This window comes from Klebsiella sp. S69 (genome assembly GCF_016516145.1).
Lineage (GTDB): Bacteria > Pseudomonadota > Gammaproteobacteria > Enterobacterales > Enterobacteriaceae > Klebsiella > Klebsiella oxytoca.
Genome location: NZ_JACVUU010000002.1, coordinates 213,612 through 227,356 on the forward strand (window position 1 = coordinate 213,612; position 13,745 = coordinate 227,356).

Sequence of the window (13,745 nt, forward strand, 5' to 3'; positions counted from 1 at the left end):
TCACTGTACAGGAAAATTCCGGATGAAACGTAACACCTCTCACAACGTATTTTCACCAGGCAGGCTTGCCACGGTTCTTCCCCTGTTGTTTCTTGCGGGCTGTGTTTCCCAGCCGCAAAAGCTGCAACAGCGTGCGCCTGCCGACCCGACACCCGGCACTACCGTCACCCGCAACGTTCAGCCGGTCTCTCCCGACGAGTATGCGCGGACGCCGGAAGTGGTACGCTACGATCGTTATCTGCTGGTCAGTACCGATCCGCAGGCGGCCCAGCGCGACCCTCTCTCGCAGATTATTGATATTCGCATCCCCTCATCCCTGCATCCTACCGTGGCGGATGCGCTGCGTTACGCCCTGCGCCAGTCCGGTTATTCCCTGTGCGCGACCGGCTCCGCCAACGGCGTGCTTTACCGCCAGGCATTACCGGCAGTCCAGTACCAGCTGGGTCCGATGCGCCTGCGTACTGCCCTGCAGGTTATGGCCGGTCCGGCCTGGCAGCTGGAAGTGGACGATGTGCAGCGGGTGGTCTGCCACAGCCTGCGCGACGGCTACCAGCTGCCGGCCTCCCAGCTTCCGCCGCCGGTCAGCAGCGGGTACGTGCCTGCGCCGTCAGCCGTGTCACAACCGGCCATCAGCGCACCTCAGTCCGTACCGATTAAACCTGTCAGCGGAGGGTTTCTGAGAAAATGAGCGAACAGCAACCCTTCCATACGGACCCCGCGCCGGCCCGTAAAAGATTCAGCTGGCGTCCCCGCCGCCGCCTCATCTGGGGCGCTGCTGCAGGTGTGGGACTGGCCGGCATTGTGGCGCTGGGCTACACCGCCTTCAGTCTGGGCATATCGAACCTTGATGAGCGCCTTACACGCCTTGAATCTCAGGGCAGTACTGCGGCCACTGTTGAGACAGTCGCGGCCCTGCAGTCAGATGTGGCCACGCTCAAAACCGGTCTGCAGGATACCCGGAAAAAACTTGGTGAGATGCAGCAGGAGCTCAGCGCAGCAGCGAAACAGGCCGCCAGCGACGAAGCGGTGCGTCAGTCATTGCGAACCCTTCAGGACGCCCAGCAGGGGCTGGAAGCCCGCCTGAGTGCGCTCACTGAGCAGCTGACAGCGCTGAAATCACAGCCGGCACCCGCACCCGCCGCACCGGTCAAAAAAACTGAGCCTGCTGCAAAAAAGCCCCGTCCCGCTGACACACGTCGTGCTGCTCCGTCCCGCCGCGTGGCCCGCAGCGCGCCTTTTGTGCTGACGGGCGTGGAGAAGCGGGGGGCAGAGTCCTGGGCTGCCATCGCGCCCCGGGGCTACAGCAGCCTGTCGCAGGTGGCCCTGGTCGGAGAGGGCGAAACCGTGGCCGGATGGACGCTGGTCAGTGCCGGTTATGGTGAGGCGACGTTTCGGGTTAACGGCCGCCTGACCGTGCTCAGAGCAGAATAACGGAGCGAATGATGAAACTGAAACATGCCTTTTTAGCCGCCATGTCGCTGAGTTCCCTGACCCAGGCCGCGACCTCATCAGGGCAGACGGATGTCAGCCGGCAGGAATCAACACAACGGGCGGACTCCGCACAACAAAACCTGCAGCAGCAGGCCGGTCAGTGGGGACTGAGTGCCGACGATTATCAGCGGTATCAGCAGCTGATGAAGGGCCCCCGCGGTATCCAGTCGCCGGGCCTCGATCCGCTTTCCACCCTGGGTATTGAGGCGCAGACACCGGCAGAGCGCCGTAAGTTTGCGGAAAAGTGGGTGAAGGAAGAATTTGCCCGCACCCAGAAGGAGCTGGATTTCCAGCGTGAGGTGAACGCGGCCTGGCAGCGTCTGTATCCGGGCGCACTGCCGGTCAATATGGGGAACGCCTCGGGCGTTGCGCACGACAGCGGCGGCCGGCTGGCGCTGTTCGTCAGGTCAAAAGACTGCGCCACCTGCGACGCAAAACTGTCTGCCGTGCTGGCTGACAACCGGCCGGTCGACATCTATCTGGTTGACAGCCAGGGCAGTGATGATGCGCTGCGCAGCTGGGCGCGGGACCATCACATTCCCGTGGAAAAGGTCCGCAAGCGTCAGGTCACGCTGAACCACGACGGCGGCCGGTGGATGCGCTTTGGTAACGGCCTGATGCCGGTATTACTGCAGCAGGCGGGAGACGGTAAATGGGCAATCGCAGCATTCTGACCGGCGCGCTGGCGCTGGGCGTACTGATGGCCGCCGTCCCTGACGGCCATGCTGACCAGACGGTGCCGGAGGGTTACGTCCGCGTGGCCATGGCGCACGGCGTGCCCCCTGAAGCACTTTACTCGGTATCACTTAGCGAGTCTTCGCGCAAACTTCCCCGCGGCGTGCGGCCATGGCCCTGGACCATCAATGTGGCAGGGAAGGGGTATCGCTATGAGACGCGCCTGCAGGCCTGGCAGGCGCTGCAGGTCTTTATGAAGCGTCACCCGCTGAAGCGCATTGATGTCGGTATTGCCCAGGTCAATCTGGGCTGGAACGGTCATCATTTTGCCTCGACGTGGGATGCGTTTGACCCTTACACCAACCTGAACGCCGCCGCCGCCATTCTGCGTGAGTGCTGGGTGCGTAAGCCCGGCAGCTGGCTGGATGCCGCCGGCTGCTACCACCATCCCGCAGGAGGTCAGCCTGCTGCGCGTTACCGCGCCATTGTGAGAGGGCATCTGGCAAAAATCAGCCCTGCACCCCGCATTTCTGCGCCAGCAGCTGAAGCACCCCGTTCGGTTGCTGCGCTCACCCCCGATCCAGGCTTCGTCTGGACTGAACCCGGGAGATAACCCTGATGAAAACGCTGTCCTTATTGCTGTTTATCCTCCTTCCGCTGACCGGCCATGCTGAACTGAACGTGATTGCTGATCTGGGCGGTGAAGATGCTGCGCCGTATTTTGAGGCCGTTAATAAACAGCCCGGCATGCCCGGCGTCAGTGATTCGCCGCTTTCACGCCAGCCGGGCCATGGCGTCCCGCTGGCTGACGGGATGGCGGGTATGTTACCCGTTACCACGCCTGAACTGAGCCCGGGGAATACAGCAGACCGGCCACTGCAGTTACCCGGCATTGGGGCGTTATTTCTGATCGGGGATGATGCCCTGTCCCGTGACTGGCTGAAGGCCAATGCCGGCGCACTGGCTGAACAGCATGCGGCCGGGATGATAGTCAACGTCACGGACATGGATACCGTGCGCGAGCTGCGCGAGCTGGCACCCGGTGTCAGCCTGGCCCCGGCTTCCGGCAGCGAGCTGGCCCGTCGCCTGCAGATTGCGCATTATCCGGTACTCATCACCGACACCGGCCTGACGCAGCAGGTTAAGCCGTAATGATCGCGCCACATCTCAACGGTCTGCTGATGGCGCACCCTTTCAAGGCGGTCATACTGGCCATCCTGTTCCTGATGGTGATGGCCTTTCTCAACCTGCGCCGTCGTGAGAACGCCAGCACCCGTCGTCACCGTCGATACCGGGCAACAGCGGACCGGGTACTGAATAAGCTTAACAGCCTGCCGGGAGACGGGCAGCGTCTGACCTATCTGCGCAAAATCAGCCCGTATGTGTTTGAAGAGCTGTTGCTGTCTGCCTTTGAACGCCAGGGGCTGACTGTGGTGCGCAATGCCTCTTACAGCGGTGACGGCGGCCTTGATGGTCAGGTCATCATCGACGGTGAGCACTGGCTTATCCAGGCCAAACGGTACAGCCGTGCTGTGTCCCCCGCACATGTTGAGGACTTTGACCGGCTTCTCCTGCAGTGCGGCCGCCGTGGGATGTTTGTCCACACGGGCCGCACCGGGAAAATGAGCCGCACCCTTCGCACGGCGTCACCCCGCCTGCGCATCATCAGCGGGCAACGCCTGCTGGCCATTCTCGCCGGGCAGGACGTCCGGCAGTATCTCTGAGGACTCTCTTATGCACATCATCCTGAACAGCCTGCGTTACGTGTTGTGGCTTCTGTTCTGTTTATTCCGTCATGCCGTGTTCCTGCCTGCCGCTTTCGGCGGTGTCCTCCTGCTTGCCTGGCTTGTTCTGGGCCATCCGGTCAGTGACCTGAACGACCAGCTGCAGAAGGAGGCAACGGCATGGCGCACCGCGCCGCCCGGACACTACATGTGGGAGGAGTGCCCGGTGCCTGACAAAGCGGCTCCGCCTGAGGCAAAGCAGGCTGCCTGTACCGTCACTGCCGTCTCCACAGAAACTGCGGCGAACAATTACCTGCTGTCATTGCGGGCCGTATGGATCATTTTTTTCTTTCTGTCGAATGTTCTGTATGTGCTCTGGCGCTTACTGGCGGATGCCCTGCGTTACCACTTTCAGCCCCGCAGGGAAGCCGGCTACCCAAAGGGGACGTATACCCGCATGGCCGACGGTAAAATTATAAAGGAGGCAGACGATGAGTAACCGTTACGTCATTGAAGCCCTGCTGCGCCCGGCCGTTGAGCTGAATACCGCCGTGGTATCGGGCATGGCGGCGTATGTCTGTGTGCAGGCACCCTGGGCTGTAGCCCTGGCTCCGTCTGTCAGCTATGTCACCGCTGCCGGGTTTGCGGCTCTGGCCGTCACCCGCACGCATCAGGGGATGAAGATTATTCGCTACCGCCGGAATCTCCGCCGCCTGCCGCGCTATGTTATGAGCACTAAACAGATCCCCGTCAGCCATCGTCGCCTGTTTCTCGGGCGGGGGTTCCGCTGGACCCAGAAACATACCCAGCGCCTGCAGGATACGCTGCGCCCGGAAGTCGCCCGTTACCTGCAGCCGAACCGCTTTTATCAGGGCGCGCGTCAGCTTGAAATGCTCACAGAGCACCGTATGCCCTGGCTGGGTAAGCTGCTGAGTGCTGATACGCCGCTGAACCCGGTGCGGCCGTTGCCGCCGGTGGGCGGGAATCCGGCGCTGCACGGCATCGAGCCCGATGAAAAAGACGTCACCCTGGCCCTGGGGGAGAGGGTTGGCCATACGGTGGTTTATGGCACCACGCGCGTCGGTAAGACCCGGCTGGCAGAGCTGCTGGTCACACAGGATATCCGGCGGGGGGAAGTCACCATCGTGTTTGATCCGAAAGGCGACGCAGACCTGATGAAACGCGTCTGGGCAGAGGCCCACCGGGCCGGGCGCGGGGACGAGCTGTATATCTTTCATCTCGGCTGGCCTGAAATTTCAGCCCGTTATAATGCCGTCGGGCGTTTTGGTCGCGTGTCAGAGGTGGCTTCACGTGTGGCCGGTCAGCTGTCGGGTGAGGGGAACAGCGCGGCATTCCGTGAATTTGCCTGGCGGTTCGTCAACATCATCGCCCGTGCGCTGGTCGCCCTGGGGGAGCGCCCTGATTACACGCTGATTATGCGCTACGTGAACAATATCGCAGATCTCTATATCCGCTATGCGGAAAAAATCATCCAGGCGCAGCTGCCCTCCCTGCAGACACAGATTGAGAATAATCAGCAGGTGCTGGGCGAGGATGACGTGCCCCGTAATATGCAGGGACAGCCGGATGCCTTACGCATCTGGGCCATCGAGGTTGCCCTGAGTTCAGAAGAAGGCAAGAAGCTCTATGATCCCATTCTCGACGGGCTGCGTTCAGCGGTGCGTTATGACCGCACTTACTTTGACAAAATCGTAGCCTCCCTGCTGCCGCTGCTGGAAAAACTGACCACCGGCAAGACCGCTGAACTGCTGGCCCCTGATTATCTCGATATGGATGACTCACGGCCCATATTTGACTGGGAGCAGATCATCCGTAAAAAGGCCGTGGTGTATGTGGGGCTCGATGCGCTCAGCGACAGTATGGTGGCGAGCGCGGTCGGTAACTCCATGTTCGCCGATCTGGTGAGCGTGGCCGGCCATATCTACAAACACGGTATTAATGCGGGCCTGCCGGGCGGGAACGAAGGGAAGTCCCTGATTAACCTGCACTGCGATGAGTTTAACGAGCTGATGGGGGATGAGTTTATCCCTCTCATCAACAAGGGTGGCGGTGCCGGCATGCAGGTGACGGCCTATACCCAGACCTCTTCTGATATTGAGGCACGCATCGGGAATGCGGCCAAGACGGCCCAGGTACAGGGTAACTTCAACAACCTTATTATGCTGCGTGTCAGGGAAAACCGCACCGCCGAGCTGCTGACCACGCAGCTGCCGCAGGTGGAAATTTACACCAAAACGCTGGTCTCCGGGCACCAGGACACGGCAGATGTCAACGCTGACCAGGACTTCACCTCAAGCACCCAGGACCGCGTCGGGACGGTAAAAGTCCCCCTGCTGGAGCCGGCCGACATTGTAACGCTGCCGAAAGGGCAGGCGTTTGCCCTGCTGGAGGGCGGGCAACTGTGGAAAATCCGCATGCCGCTGCCTGCCGGGGATGCTGATGATGTGCTGATGCCGGACAGCATCGAGAAAATCGCGGAGGAGATGCGGCGCAGCTATCACAGCGGCGAGTCCTGGTGGCGGGATGGTCCGGCCCTGAATGTGCCGGTCACAGGAGGGGAGAATGGCTGAGGTAAAACGTCCCCCGCAGCAGCAGACGCTGCCGGAGCGCAAACACGGCATTCTGTATAATCTGCTCTGGGGCTGGCCATGGGCCCTGGTGGGTGTGGTGCTGTCCTCGCTGCTGCTGAGCCTGCTGATTGAATATATCGGCATCGCGTTCTTCTGGCCGGAAGCCGGGGCGGCGCACAGTGAAGCAGTCATGAACACTGAACTGGGCTGGCTGTCCACAGAGTTCACCCGCAGCCTGTTGCTGTCTGAGCCATCGGTAACGGTTGTGCGCTGGGTGACCACTGCTTATCAATGGGCCTTTGTGGACAGTGGCTTCCTTGACTGGGTCCGGCAGCAGTATGCGTACCAGATGCACAGTGACAATGCCGTCACCCGGGAAATCAACAGCTGGAGCGGCTGGCTGGCCGGCTACCTGCGTGAATACCTGCTGGCCACGGTCTGGATCAGCATTATCACCCTGGTCCGCGTCACCATCCTGGTGCTGTCCGTGCCGCTGTTTGTGCTGGTCGTGGTGGTGGCGCTGGTTGAGGGGCTGGGGCGGCGTGATCTGCGGCGTTACGGGGCGGGGTACGAGAGCTCCTTTGTCTATCACCATGCCAAAAAGCTGGTCAAACCGGCAGCAGTGGTGCCCGCCATGCTGTACCTTTCCTGGCCCACTGCAGTTTACCCCAATCTGCTGTTGTTGCCGGCGGCTGTCCTGTTGGGGATCGCCGTGACCGTGACCACTGCTTCATTCAAGAAGTATCTTTAAATCAGGGCTGGACGGAGGCGTGCAAAACTTGTTTTGCGCGCCTGCCGTCAGCAGACAAGCCATGAAACGACCGTTACTGGCGCGTCAGTTTAAAGAAATTATACATTGTGCATTGAATGCGACTTTAATCACATATCAGAACAATTTGTGTCCACTCACATGGAAGTATATGTAATGAGGAGTAACAATCGTAACGGTAGAACCTCATTTCATCCCCTATTAGGAAACATTTATGGCTGATAAAAAAGTAGTGTTTATAGCATTTGCAATTGAAGATGAACGTCAAAGAGATTTTCTTAAGGGACAATCTCTTAGTCCCCGTGCCCCTTATGAATTTATTGACATGTCAGTTAAGGAACCCTACGACGAAGATTGGAAAGAGCGCGTACGCGCACGCATAAAACGCTCCCATGGCGTTATAGTTTTAGTGAGTAAAAATTCTTTAGAGTCTTCTGGGCAAAAATGGGAAATTGAATGTGCTAAAGAGGAAAAAAAACCTATCCGTGGTATTTACGCTTATACAGATGACAGAACGAGTGTAAATGGTATCACCACTTATACTTGGAGTGATTCGAATATCAGTAATTTTATCGATGCTTTGTGAGGCTGTGTATGCGTAAAGCTTTGATTGTTGGAATCGACTATTATCAACATATAAATTGTCTTAGCGGCTGCGTTAACGATGCTCATAATGTCAAAAATATGTTAGAGAGACATGCTGACGGTACGGTAAATTTTGTTACTCCTCGTCTGATTACGGGTACTGGAACTCATGATGTTGTGACGAAGCAAAGGCTTAAAGATGCAGCTCGCGAATTATTTCAAGGTGATTCATCTATAGCATTATTTTATTTCGCTGGGCATGGTTACATTGAAGATACAGGTGGTTTCCTTTGCGCCGGAGATTGCAGAGACGGAGATGATGGGTTTTCTCTCAATGAACTCATCACAATTGCCAGTGCTTCCAGCGCAAAAAATAAAATTATAATACTCGATAGCTGTCATAGCGGTGTGGCTGGAAATCCTCCGAATATTGGTGAGTCAGCTTTGATTAAAGATGGGATGACTATTTTAACAGCATCTACAGCTGAGCAATATGCAATGGAAGTTCCGGGAGGAGGCGCTGGAGTATTTACAAATCTTTTTGTAGATGCATTGGGAGGAGCAGCAGCAAATTTAATCGGTCATGTTACTCCTGGTGGTGTTTATGCCCATATCGATCAATCGCTTGGACCTTGGGCTCAGCGTCCAGTATTTAAAACAAATGTTAAAACTTTTGTTTCGCTTAGAAAGGCTGAGCCACCGATCGCACTTGAAGATCTCCAAGCTTTGACAGCACACTTTCCTACTGCCGACTACAACTTCAATTTAGATCCATCTTTTGAACCTGAACGTAGCAATGAGCAACTTCATGATAACTCTTTGCCAGAACCTAATCCGCTCAATACATCTGTATTTGCTATCCTACAGCGTTACGTGAAAGTAAATCTTGTTCGTCCTATTGGGGCCCCCCACATGTGGCACGCCGCAATGCAGTGTAAATCATGCCAACTTACGGTATTAGGGCAACATTACTGGCGGCTTGTAAAAGATGGTTTGATATAGGGTAAATATGCCAAATAAAATACCAGACAGTCTTAGAGATGAACTCATCGAAAAACTCGCTGACATAGAGCATCAGCGCTGGGCTCATTGGCAAGAATATTTGCATAGCAAATGTATTCCTAACCCAGATGGCTCCTTAACGATTCCATCTAATCTTGTGTCACGTTGGAAGAAACAAATTGAAACTCCTTATGCTTCTCTTAGCCCAGAAGAGCAATTTAGTGATAAAGAACAAGTTGAAAAAGCGCTTATAGCCATTGAAGCAATGGTAGGAAAGTTATGACTTGTACTAGTGATGCAGTGCAATTCAGTTTTCTCAAATTGACCATACCTCGCTAAATAAATTTTAAAAATGCATTTAGGGTTTATCGCTGACCCGGCCTCTCTCCTTCCGCATCCTGTCCGCACCCCTTAATCCTTCTGGAGGTGCGTATGAACTCAAATCGTCCGGCCATGCGGCGCAACCGTCGTGTCCCGGGCATCACGGGCCTGGTACTGCTGACCTGTCTGGCGTCAGCTGCTGCACAGGCATCCGAGAAAGACGAGCTTGCGTCTGTTCAGCGTCAGCTGGACCAGGTGCAGGCGTCGCTTGAGCGGGCCCGCGTGGCGGCTGCACAGGCCGACCCGGCTGACCGTGGCCGCTTTTTCTTTGATTACCGTCAGGCCACATCCGATCTCAACACCATCCGCAGCGGCATTGACCGCTATCTGGAGCCCTCCCGCGCGCAACCGCGTGACCCGTCTTTTGTGGCCGGTAATTACCGGCGGGAGCGGCCCTGATGCCCATGACATCCGAACAAACGAACGCGTTTAAAGCCGGCTCCGGCAGTCTTGATGTGAACATTCTTCATCTGCTCTGCATCGGGGCACTGCTGGCGTTTCTTTTTCTGTGGGCCGCGTGGGCGCTGTCGGATGTCTGGACCGGCTGGAGTAACACAAAAGTGCGGGACGCTGCGCTGGGGCGTTTTGCTGTCCGCACCGTGCTGCTGTTGCTTGTGTGTATCTGGATGTTTGCCAGTTAACCCGATTATTAACGTTACGTCAGGAGATTAATTCCATGCATCAATCTGAGTCTGTTGTTGCCCGTCTGCGCCGCCTCGCCAGCCGCACGATGAACCGGGCCGGTACGCTTGCCATTCTGGGCTGGATCACCTGCAGGCCGGCTTTTGCGGATTTGCCAAGCGTTGAAGCGCCTCAGTCCAGTGGCGGAACCGGCCTGATGGGTCAGATCAAGGGCTACCTGCAGGACGGTGTGGTCATTGGTGGTCTGGTTGTGGCAGCCATCGCCTTCATCAACGTCGCGATTGCTGCCGTCCATACCTTCACGGAAGTCCGCAATGAGCGGGCAACCTGGACCAAATTTGGCTCCATCATCGTGGTGGGTGTGGTGCTGCTGGTTGCCGTTATCTGGCTGCTGGGCAAGTCCGCAGAAATCATTCTGTAGGAGTTCACGACGATGCAGACCATTCGTTTTTTACCTGACCGTCTCAACAGTGAACCCGTGGTGTTTCGCGGATTCACCACCCATGAGATGGGGCTGGCTGCCCTTGCCGGCGCGGGTGCGGGTCTGCTCCTGTCACTGCCATTTATCCCGCTTGCCGGCTGGGTTGTTGTTCCCACCGGCCTGCTGGTCATGCCGCTGCTGCTCGTCTGGTTCGGTGGCCGCTGGATGGCCAGGCTCAAGCGCGGTAAGCCCGAGAACTGGCTCTGGCAGCGACTGGAGACTAAAAAACGCCGGCTGGGGATGGGCAATCCGAAACTGATTGTGGATGCCCGGGGCTGGTCAGTGAAACGAAACAGGAGATCCTCATGAGCCGTTTTCGCCATGCGGTAAAAGACCGCGACCAGCATATTCAGACGCTGCGCATTGCCTGCGCCGTGCTCGCCTTTTTTCTTTTATTCACCTGTGCCGGCTGGATGCTGGCACCCAGCAAGCTGACCGTACATAACCCGCCGGATTTACGTACCGGCAGCACGCGTCCCTGGTGGGAAGTGCCGCCCCCGACGGTCTACTCCTTTGCGTTTTACATTTTTCAGCAGCTCAATGCCTGGCCGAAAAATGGCGAGGTGGATTATGCCGCCAAAATCAATGCGCTGTCGCCGTATCTGACGCCGTCCTGTCAGGATTTCCTGAAAGCGGATGCAAAGAAACGCGGTGACGCCGGGGAGCTCACCGACCGCGTGCGCGTGGTGTATGAGGTGCCCGGCCGCGGTTACCAGTCACAGAGCGTGACCGTACAGGATCGCGATCACTGGATTGCCCGCCTGGACGTGGTGGCCGATGAATATTTCCATGCCGAGCCGGTCAAACGCGCCCTGGTGCGTTACCCGCTGAAAGTGGTGCGCTGGGAAGGCGATGCGGAGCGTAACCCGTTCGGTCTGGCGCTGGACTGTTATGCCGGTGTGCCCCAGCGTCTGGAGGCGGCACCGCCTGCACCCAAACCGGAGAAGTCAGGAGTGTTTCAGTGATGAGTAAAAAAAACCACTACCGCGCCGGGCTGATGGCGCTGTCCTTCGCCCTGCTGCCTCTGGCGACACTGTTATCACGTCCTGCCGGCGCAGATGAGCTGATGAAATGGGAGCGTATTCCGCTGCAGATCCCCCTGAAGGTGGGGCAGGAGCGGGTGGTCTTTGTGGACAAAAACGTCCGCGTCGGTTTTCCGCCGGCGCTTAACGGTAAACTCCGGGTGCAGAGCACCGGCGGGGCCGTCTACCTGAAAGCCGACAGCGCCTTCCCGCAGACGCGGGTGCAGCTGCAGGATGTGGAAAGCGGCGAGGTTCTGCTGTTTGATATTGCCGCCGGTGAAAAAGGGCCGACCGAACCGGTCCGGCTGGTCTACAGCGGTGATGTCAGCACGCTGAGTCACGCCGGCGATGCGGCCGGTCAGCCAGGTGGTGCAGACCGGGCTGCTTCCGGATCAGGCTCACCGGCTCCCACCGGCAGCGATGATGGCACGCAGGCAAAACGTAAAAAAATCCGTTACAGCGCCCCCATACCGGTGCTGCTGACCCGCTATGCCGCCCAGAGCCTTTATGCGCCGGCCCGTACGGTCGAGGCGGTCCCGGGGATTCATCCGGTCAATCCTCATCTGCCCCGACGTGTCAGCACGCTGTATCCCTCTGAACCATTAACGGTCACGCCGCTGGCTGGCTGGGGCGTGGCAAACCGCAGCGTAGTGGCACTCAGGCTCACGAATACCGGCAGCCGTAAAGTTGTTCTGGATCCGCGTGCGCTGCAGGGACAGTTTGTGTCCGCCACCTTCCAGCACCGCTGGGTCGGCCCGGCCGGCACGCCGGAAGACACCACCACGGTGTATGTGGTGACCGCCGGTCGTCCGGAGAGCGCATTTATCGCTGAGCCGTCTGCGCTGCGTAAAGCGGCCCGCACGGTAAAACAGGAGGCCCGCCATGCAGATTAAATCTAATGCCCTGGTGAAGTTTATCGTGCCGGCCGTGGTGATTGCCGGGCTGGCCGTGGGGCTTAAAAGCTGTAAAAACGAACCGGCAGAACAACCTCAGGCAAAACAAAGCGGCTCCCTGAAAAACCTCTCGCCGGATGAACTGAAGGCGCTGGGCGTGGAAGGCGACACGCCGGAGGACACGCTGCGCACGCTCATCGGGCGGCTGAACGATGTGCGTGACCGTCAGAAAACGCTGGATAAACAGAATGCTGAGTTAGTGAAGGAGAACGAGCGCCTGCGTAAGCGCAACCAGGACGTGTCAGGTCAGGTGAATGAGGCCGTTAACGGCCTGCGTGAGCAGTACGACAAACGCCAGGCACAACTGCAGGATGAGCAGCTCAGTCTGACGGCGAAGATCCAGAGTCTGACCGACAAGCTGCAACACCCCGATGCTGAGAAAAAGACGGCAGACAGCGATATCCCGCTGGGGCTGGGCCTGGACGGCATGGGCAGCAACACTGGCGGGGCGGCGTCTCAGGGCGCAGACGGCATGATGTGGGTCGCGCCGACGGACCAGAAAGAGACGGATCCGCGGGATGCGGCCAGCGGCAAAGCGTCCCCTCAGTTCCCGACCTCGTTTCTGGGGGACAATGAGCTGACCCGCCAGAAAGCGGCCTATGAGGAGAAAGTGAAGGGACGTACGAATGAAAAAGGCGCGGAAGAGAGCGCTGAGCCGGTGTACACGCTGCCGGAAAACTCCACGCTGGTCGGCAGCCGGGCCATGACGGCACTGCTTGGCCGTGTGCCCATCAACGGGACCGTGACCGATCCTTACCCGTTCAAGGTGCTTATCGGTAAGGATAACCTGACGGCAAACGGTATCGAGCTGCCGGACGTTGAAGGGGCGATTGTTTCCGGGACGGCCAGCGGCGACTGGACGCTGTCCTGCGTGCGCGGCCAGGTGACCAGCGTCACGTTTGTCTTCTCCGACGGTACGGTGCGCACCCTTCCCAGACCAGACACCAGTAACAACGCCGGCGGGCAGAATAATAACGCTCAGGCTAAACAGGATACCGGCACCGGTGGCGGTATCGGCTGGATTTCGGATGAAAACGGCATCCCGTGCATTGGCGGCGAACGTAAGTCCAATGCCTCCACCTACCTGCCCACCATCTTTGGCCTGTCGGCTGCCGGTGCAGCCGGTGAAGCGATGAGCCAGGGGCAGTACACAACGCAGAATAACGTGAATGGCATTTCTGCCACCATGACCGGCGACGCCGGACAGGCGGCTCTGGGCAAAGCCATTTCCGGCGGCATGTCTGAAACCACGGACTGGATCAAACAACGCTACGGGATGACGTTTGATGCCATCTATGTACCGCCGGGTGCCCGTCTCGCCGTGCATATCACCCGTCAGCTGGCCATTGATTATGAAGATAAGGGCCGTAAGGTGCGCTACGACTTCACCCTGCCGGGTGGCGTCAGCGACAACGGCGGACTGGACTGA

Annotated in this window: 19 protein-coding genes; all 19 read left to right on the plus strand. The window is 58.2% G+C overall.

Annotation, left to right across the window (positions count from 1 at the left end; genetic code table 11):
- Nucleotides 1-22: 22 nt before the first annotated feature.
- The 19 genes from IAE27_RS03285 (at nt 23) to IAE27_RS03375 (ending at nt 13,745) form a co-directional block, all read left to right on the plus strand.
- On the plus strand, nt 23-688 hold the full coding sequence (locus IAE27_RS03285) for a PilL N-terminal domain-containing protein (RefSeq protein ID WP_200091826.1): 666 nt from the start codon (nt 23-25) through the stop codon (nt 686-688).
- A 236-nt stretch (nt 689-924) separates the two neighbouring features.
- Nucleotides 925-1,431 carry a hypothetical protein gene (locus IAE27_RS29545; protein WP_320159726.1) on the plus strand — a complete coding sequence of 169 codons (507 nt, stop codon included), beginning with the start codon at nt 925-927 and terminating at the stop codon, nt 1,429-1,431.
- A gap of 11 nt (nt 1,432-1,442) precedes the next feature.
- The gene (locus IAE27_RS03295; RefSeq protein WP_200091960.1) at nt 1,443-2,165 is read left to right on the plus strand and encodes a TIGR03759 family integrating conjugative element protein; all 723 of its coding nucleotides are present in this window, start codon (nt 1,443-1,445) and stop codon (nt 2,163-2,165) included.
- Nucleotides 2,144-2,779, plus strand: coding sequence for a lytic transglycosylase domain-containing protein (locus IAE27_RS03300; RefSeq protein WP_200091832.1), 636 nt, complete (start codon nt 2,144-2,146; stop codon nt 2,777-2,779). The genes IAE27_RS03295 and IAE27_RS03300 overlap by 22 nt, the downstream gene beginning before the upstream one ends.
- A gap of 5 nt (nt 2,780-2,784) precedes the next feature.
- On the plus strand, nt 2,785-3,318 hold the full coding sequence (locus IAE27_RS03305; RefSeq protein WP_200091835.1) for an integrating conjugative element protein: 534 nt from the start codon (nt 2,785-2,787) through the stop codon (nt 3,316-3,318).
- Entirely contained in the window at nt 3,318-3,890 is a 573-nt protein-coding gene (locus IAE27_RS03310) for a restriction endonuclease (protein WP_200091838.1), read from the plus strand. The genes IAE27_RS03305 and IAE27_RS03310 overlap by 1 nt, the downstream gene beginning before the upstream one ends.
- A gap of 10 nt (nt 3,891-3,900) precedes the next feature.
- Nucleotides 3,901-4,389, plus strand: coding sequence for a hypothetical protein (locus tag IAE27_RS03315; protein WP_200091841.1), 489 nt, complete (start codon nt 3,901-3,903; stop codon nt 4,387-4,389).
- Entirely contained in the window at nt 4,382-6,481 is a 2,100-nt protein-coding gene (gene traD, locus IAE27_RS03320) for a type IV conjugative transfer system coupling protein TraD (protein ID WP_200091844.1), read from the plus strand. Before IAE27_RS03315 ends, traD begins: the two co-directional genes overlap by 8 nt.
- The gene (locus IAE27_RS03325) at nt 6,474-7,232 is read left to right on the plus strand and encodes a TIGR03747 family integrating conjugative element membrane protein (RefSeq protein WP_200091962.1); all 759 of its coding nucleotides are present in this window, start codon (nt 6,474-6,476) and stop codon (nt 7,230-7,232) included. Before traD ends, IAE27_RS03325 begins: the two co-directional genes overlap by 8 nt.
- Before the next feature lie 232 nt (nt 7,233-7,464).
- Complete coding sequence (locus IAE27_RS03330) at nt 7,465-7,836, plus strand: TIR domain-containing protein (protein ID WP_200091847.1); 372 nt, start codon at nt 7,465-7,467, stop codon at nt 7,834-7,836.
- A gap of 8 nt (nt 7,837-7,844) precedes the next feature.
- Entirely contained in the window at nt 7,845-8,837 is a 993-nt protein-coding gene (locus IAE27_RS03335; RefSeq protein WP_200091850.1) for a caspase family protein, read from the plus strand.
- Between the two features lie 7 nt (nt 8,838-8,844).
- Nucleotides 8,845-9,120 (plus strand): hypothetical protein, encoded by a 276-nt coding sequence (locus tag IAE27_RS03340; RefSeq protein WP_200091854.1) that lies wholly within the window; start codon nt 8,845-8,847, stop codon nt 9,118-9,120.
- Nucleotides 9,121-9,269: 149 nt separating this feature from the next.
- A complete protein-coding gene (locus tag IAE27_RS03345; RefSeq protein WP_200091857.1) occupies nt 9,270-9,617 on the plus strand; it encodes an RAQPRD family integrative conjugative element protein in 348 nt (115 codons plus the stop codon).
- Nucleotides 9,617-9,859: a TIGR03758 family integrating conjugative element protein gene (locus IAE27_RS03350; RefSeq protein WP_003029734.1), complete on the plus strand. Its 243-nt coding sequence runs from the start codon at nt 9,617-9,619 to the stop codon at nt 9,857-9,859. The genes IAE27_RS03345 and IAE27_RS03350 overlap by 1 nt, the downstream gene beginning before the upstream one ends.
- 35 nt (nt 9,860-9,894) lie before the next feature.
- Nucleotides 9,895-10,281 carry a TIGR03745 family integrating conjugative element membrane protein gene (locus tag IAE27_RS03355; protein WP_161616387.1) on the plus strand — a complete coding sequence of 129 codons (387 nt, stop codon included), beginning with the start codon at nt 9,895-9,897 and terminating at the stop codon, nt 10,279-10,281.
- Nucleotides 10,282-10,293: 12 nt separating this feature from the next.
- Entirely contained in the window at nt 10,294-10,650 is a 357-nt protein-coding gene (locus tag IAE27_RS03360; protein ID WP_200091859.1) for a TIGR03750 family conjugal transfer protein, read from the plus strand.
- Complete coding sequence (locus IAE27_RS03365) at nt 10,647-11,306, plus strand: PFL_4703 family integrating conjugative element protein (protein WP_161616389.1); 660 nt, start codon at nt 10,647-10,649, stop codon at nt 11,304-11,306. The genes IAE27_RS03360 and IAE27_RS03365 overlap by 4 nt, the downstream gene beginning before the upstream one ends.
- On the plus strand, nt 11,306-12,256 hold the full coding sequence (locus tag IAE27_RS03370; protein ID WP_200091965.1) for a TIGR03749 family integrating conjugative element protein: 951 nt from the start codon (nt 11,306-11,308) through the stop codon (nt 12,254-12,256). The genes IAE27_RS03365 and IAE27_RS03370 overlap by 1 nt, the downstream gene beginning before the upstream one ends.
- Nucleotides 12,246-13,745, plus strand: coding sequence for a TIGR03752 family integrating conjugative element protein (locus IAE27_RS03375; RefSeq protein WP_200091863.1), 1,500 nt, complete (start codon nt 12,246-12,248; stop codon nt 13,743-13,745). The genes IAE27_RS03370 and IAE27_RS03375 overlap by 11 nt, the downstream gene beginning before the upstream one ends.

Bases quoted from the DNA above. Each gene is read 5' to 3' on its own strand.
- IAE27_RS03360 (WP_200091859.1), top strand. From the start codon at position 10,294: ATGCAGACCATTCGTTTTTTACCTGACCGTCTCAACAGTGAACCCGTG.
- IAE27_RS03300 (WP_200091832.1), top strand. From the start codon at position 2,144: ATGGGCAATCGCAGCATTCTGACCGGCGCGCTGGCGCTGGGCGTACTG.
- IAE27_RS03305 (WP_200091835.1), top strand. From the start codon at position 2,785: ATGAAAACGCTGTCCTTATTGCTGTTTATCCTCCTTCCGCTGACCGGC.
- IAE27_RS03310 (WP_200091838.1), top strand. From the start codon at position 3,318: ATGATCGCGCCACATCTCAACGGTCTGCTGATGGCGCACCCTTTCAAG.
- IAE27_RS03325 (WP_200091962.1), top strand. From the start codon at position 6,474: ATGGCTGAGGTAAAACGTCCCCCGCAGCAGCAGACGCTGCCGGAGCGC.
- IAE27_RS03295 (WP_200091960.1), top strand. From the start codon at position 1,443: ATGAAACTGAAACATGCCTTTTTAGCCGCCATGTCGCTGAGTTCCCTG.
- traD (WP_200091844.1), top strand. From the start codon at position 4,382: ATGAGTAACCGTTACGTCATTGAAGCCCTGCTGCGCCCGGCCGTTGAG.
- IAE27_RS03355 (WP_161616387.1), top strand. From the start codon at position 9,895: ATGCATCAATCTGAGTCTGTTGTTGCCCGTCTGCGCCGCCTCGCCAGC.
- IAE27_RS03365 (WP_161616389.1), top strand. From the start codon at position 10,647: ATGAGCCGTTTTCGCCATGCGGTAAAAGACCGCGACCAGCATATTCAG.
- IAE27_RS03370 (WP_200091965.1), top strand. From the start codon at position 11,306: ATGAGTAAAAAAAACCACTACCGCGCCGGGCTGATGGCGCTGTCCTTC.
- IAE27_RS03340 (WP_200091854.1), top strand. From the start codon at position 8,845: ATGCCAAATAAAATACCAGACAGTCTTAGAGATGAACTCATCGAAAAA.
- IAE27_RS03350 (WP_003029734.1), top strand. From the start codon at position 9,617: ATGCCCATGACATCCGAACAAACGAACGCGTTTAAAGCCGGCTCCGGC.
- IAE27_RS03315 (WP_200091841.1), top strand. From the start codon at position 3,901: ATGCACATCATCCTGAACAGCCTGCGTTACGTGTTGTGGCTTCTGTTC.
- IAE27_RS03345 (WP_200091857.1), top strand. From the start codon at position 9,270: ATGAACTCAAATCGTCCGGCCATGCGGCGCAACCGTCGTGTCCCGGGC.
- IAE27_RS03375 (WP_200091863.1), top strand. From the start codon at position 12,246: ATGCAGATTAAATCTAATGCCCTGGTGAAGTTTATCGTGCCGGCCGTG.
- IAE27_RS03335 (WP_200091850.1), top strand. From the start codon at position 7,845: ATGCGTAAAGCTTTGATTGTTGGAATCGACTATTATCAACATATAAAT.
- IAE27_RS03285 (WP_200091826.1), top strand. From the start codon at position 23: ATGAAACGTAACACCTCTCACAACGTATTTTCACCAGGCAGGCTTGCC.
- IAE27_RS03330 (WP_200091847.1), top strand. From the start codon at position 7,465: ATGGCTGATAAAAAAGTAGTGTTTATAGCATTTGCAATTGAAGATGAA.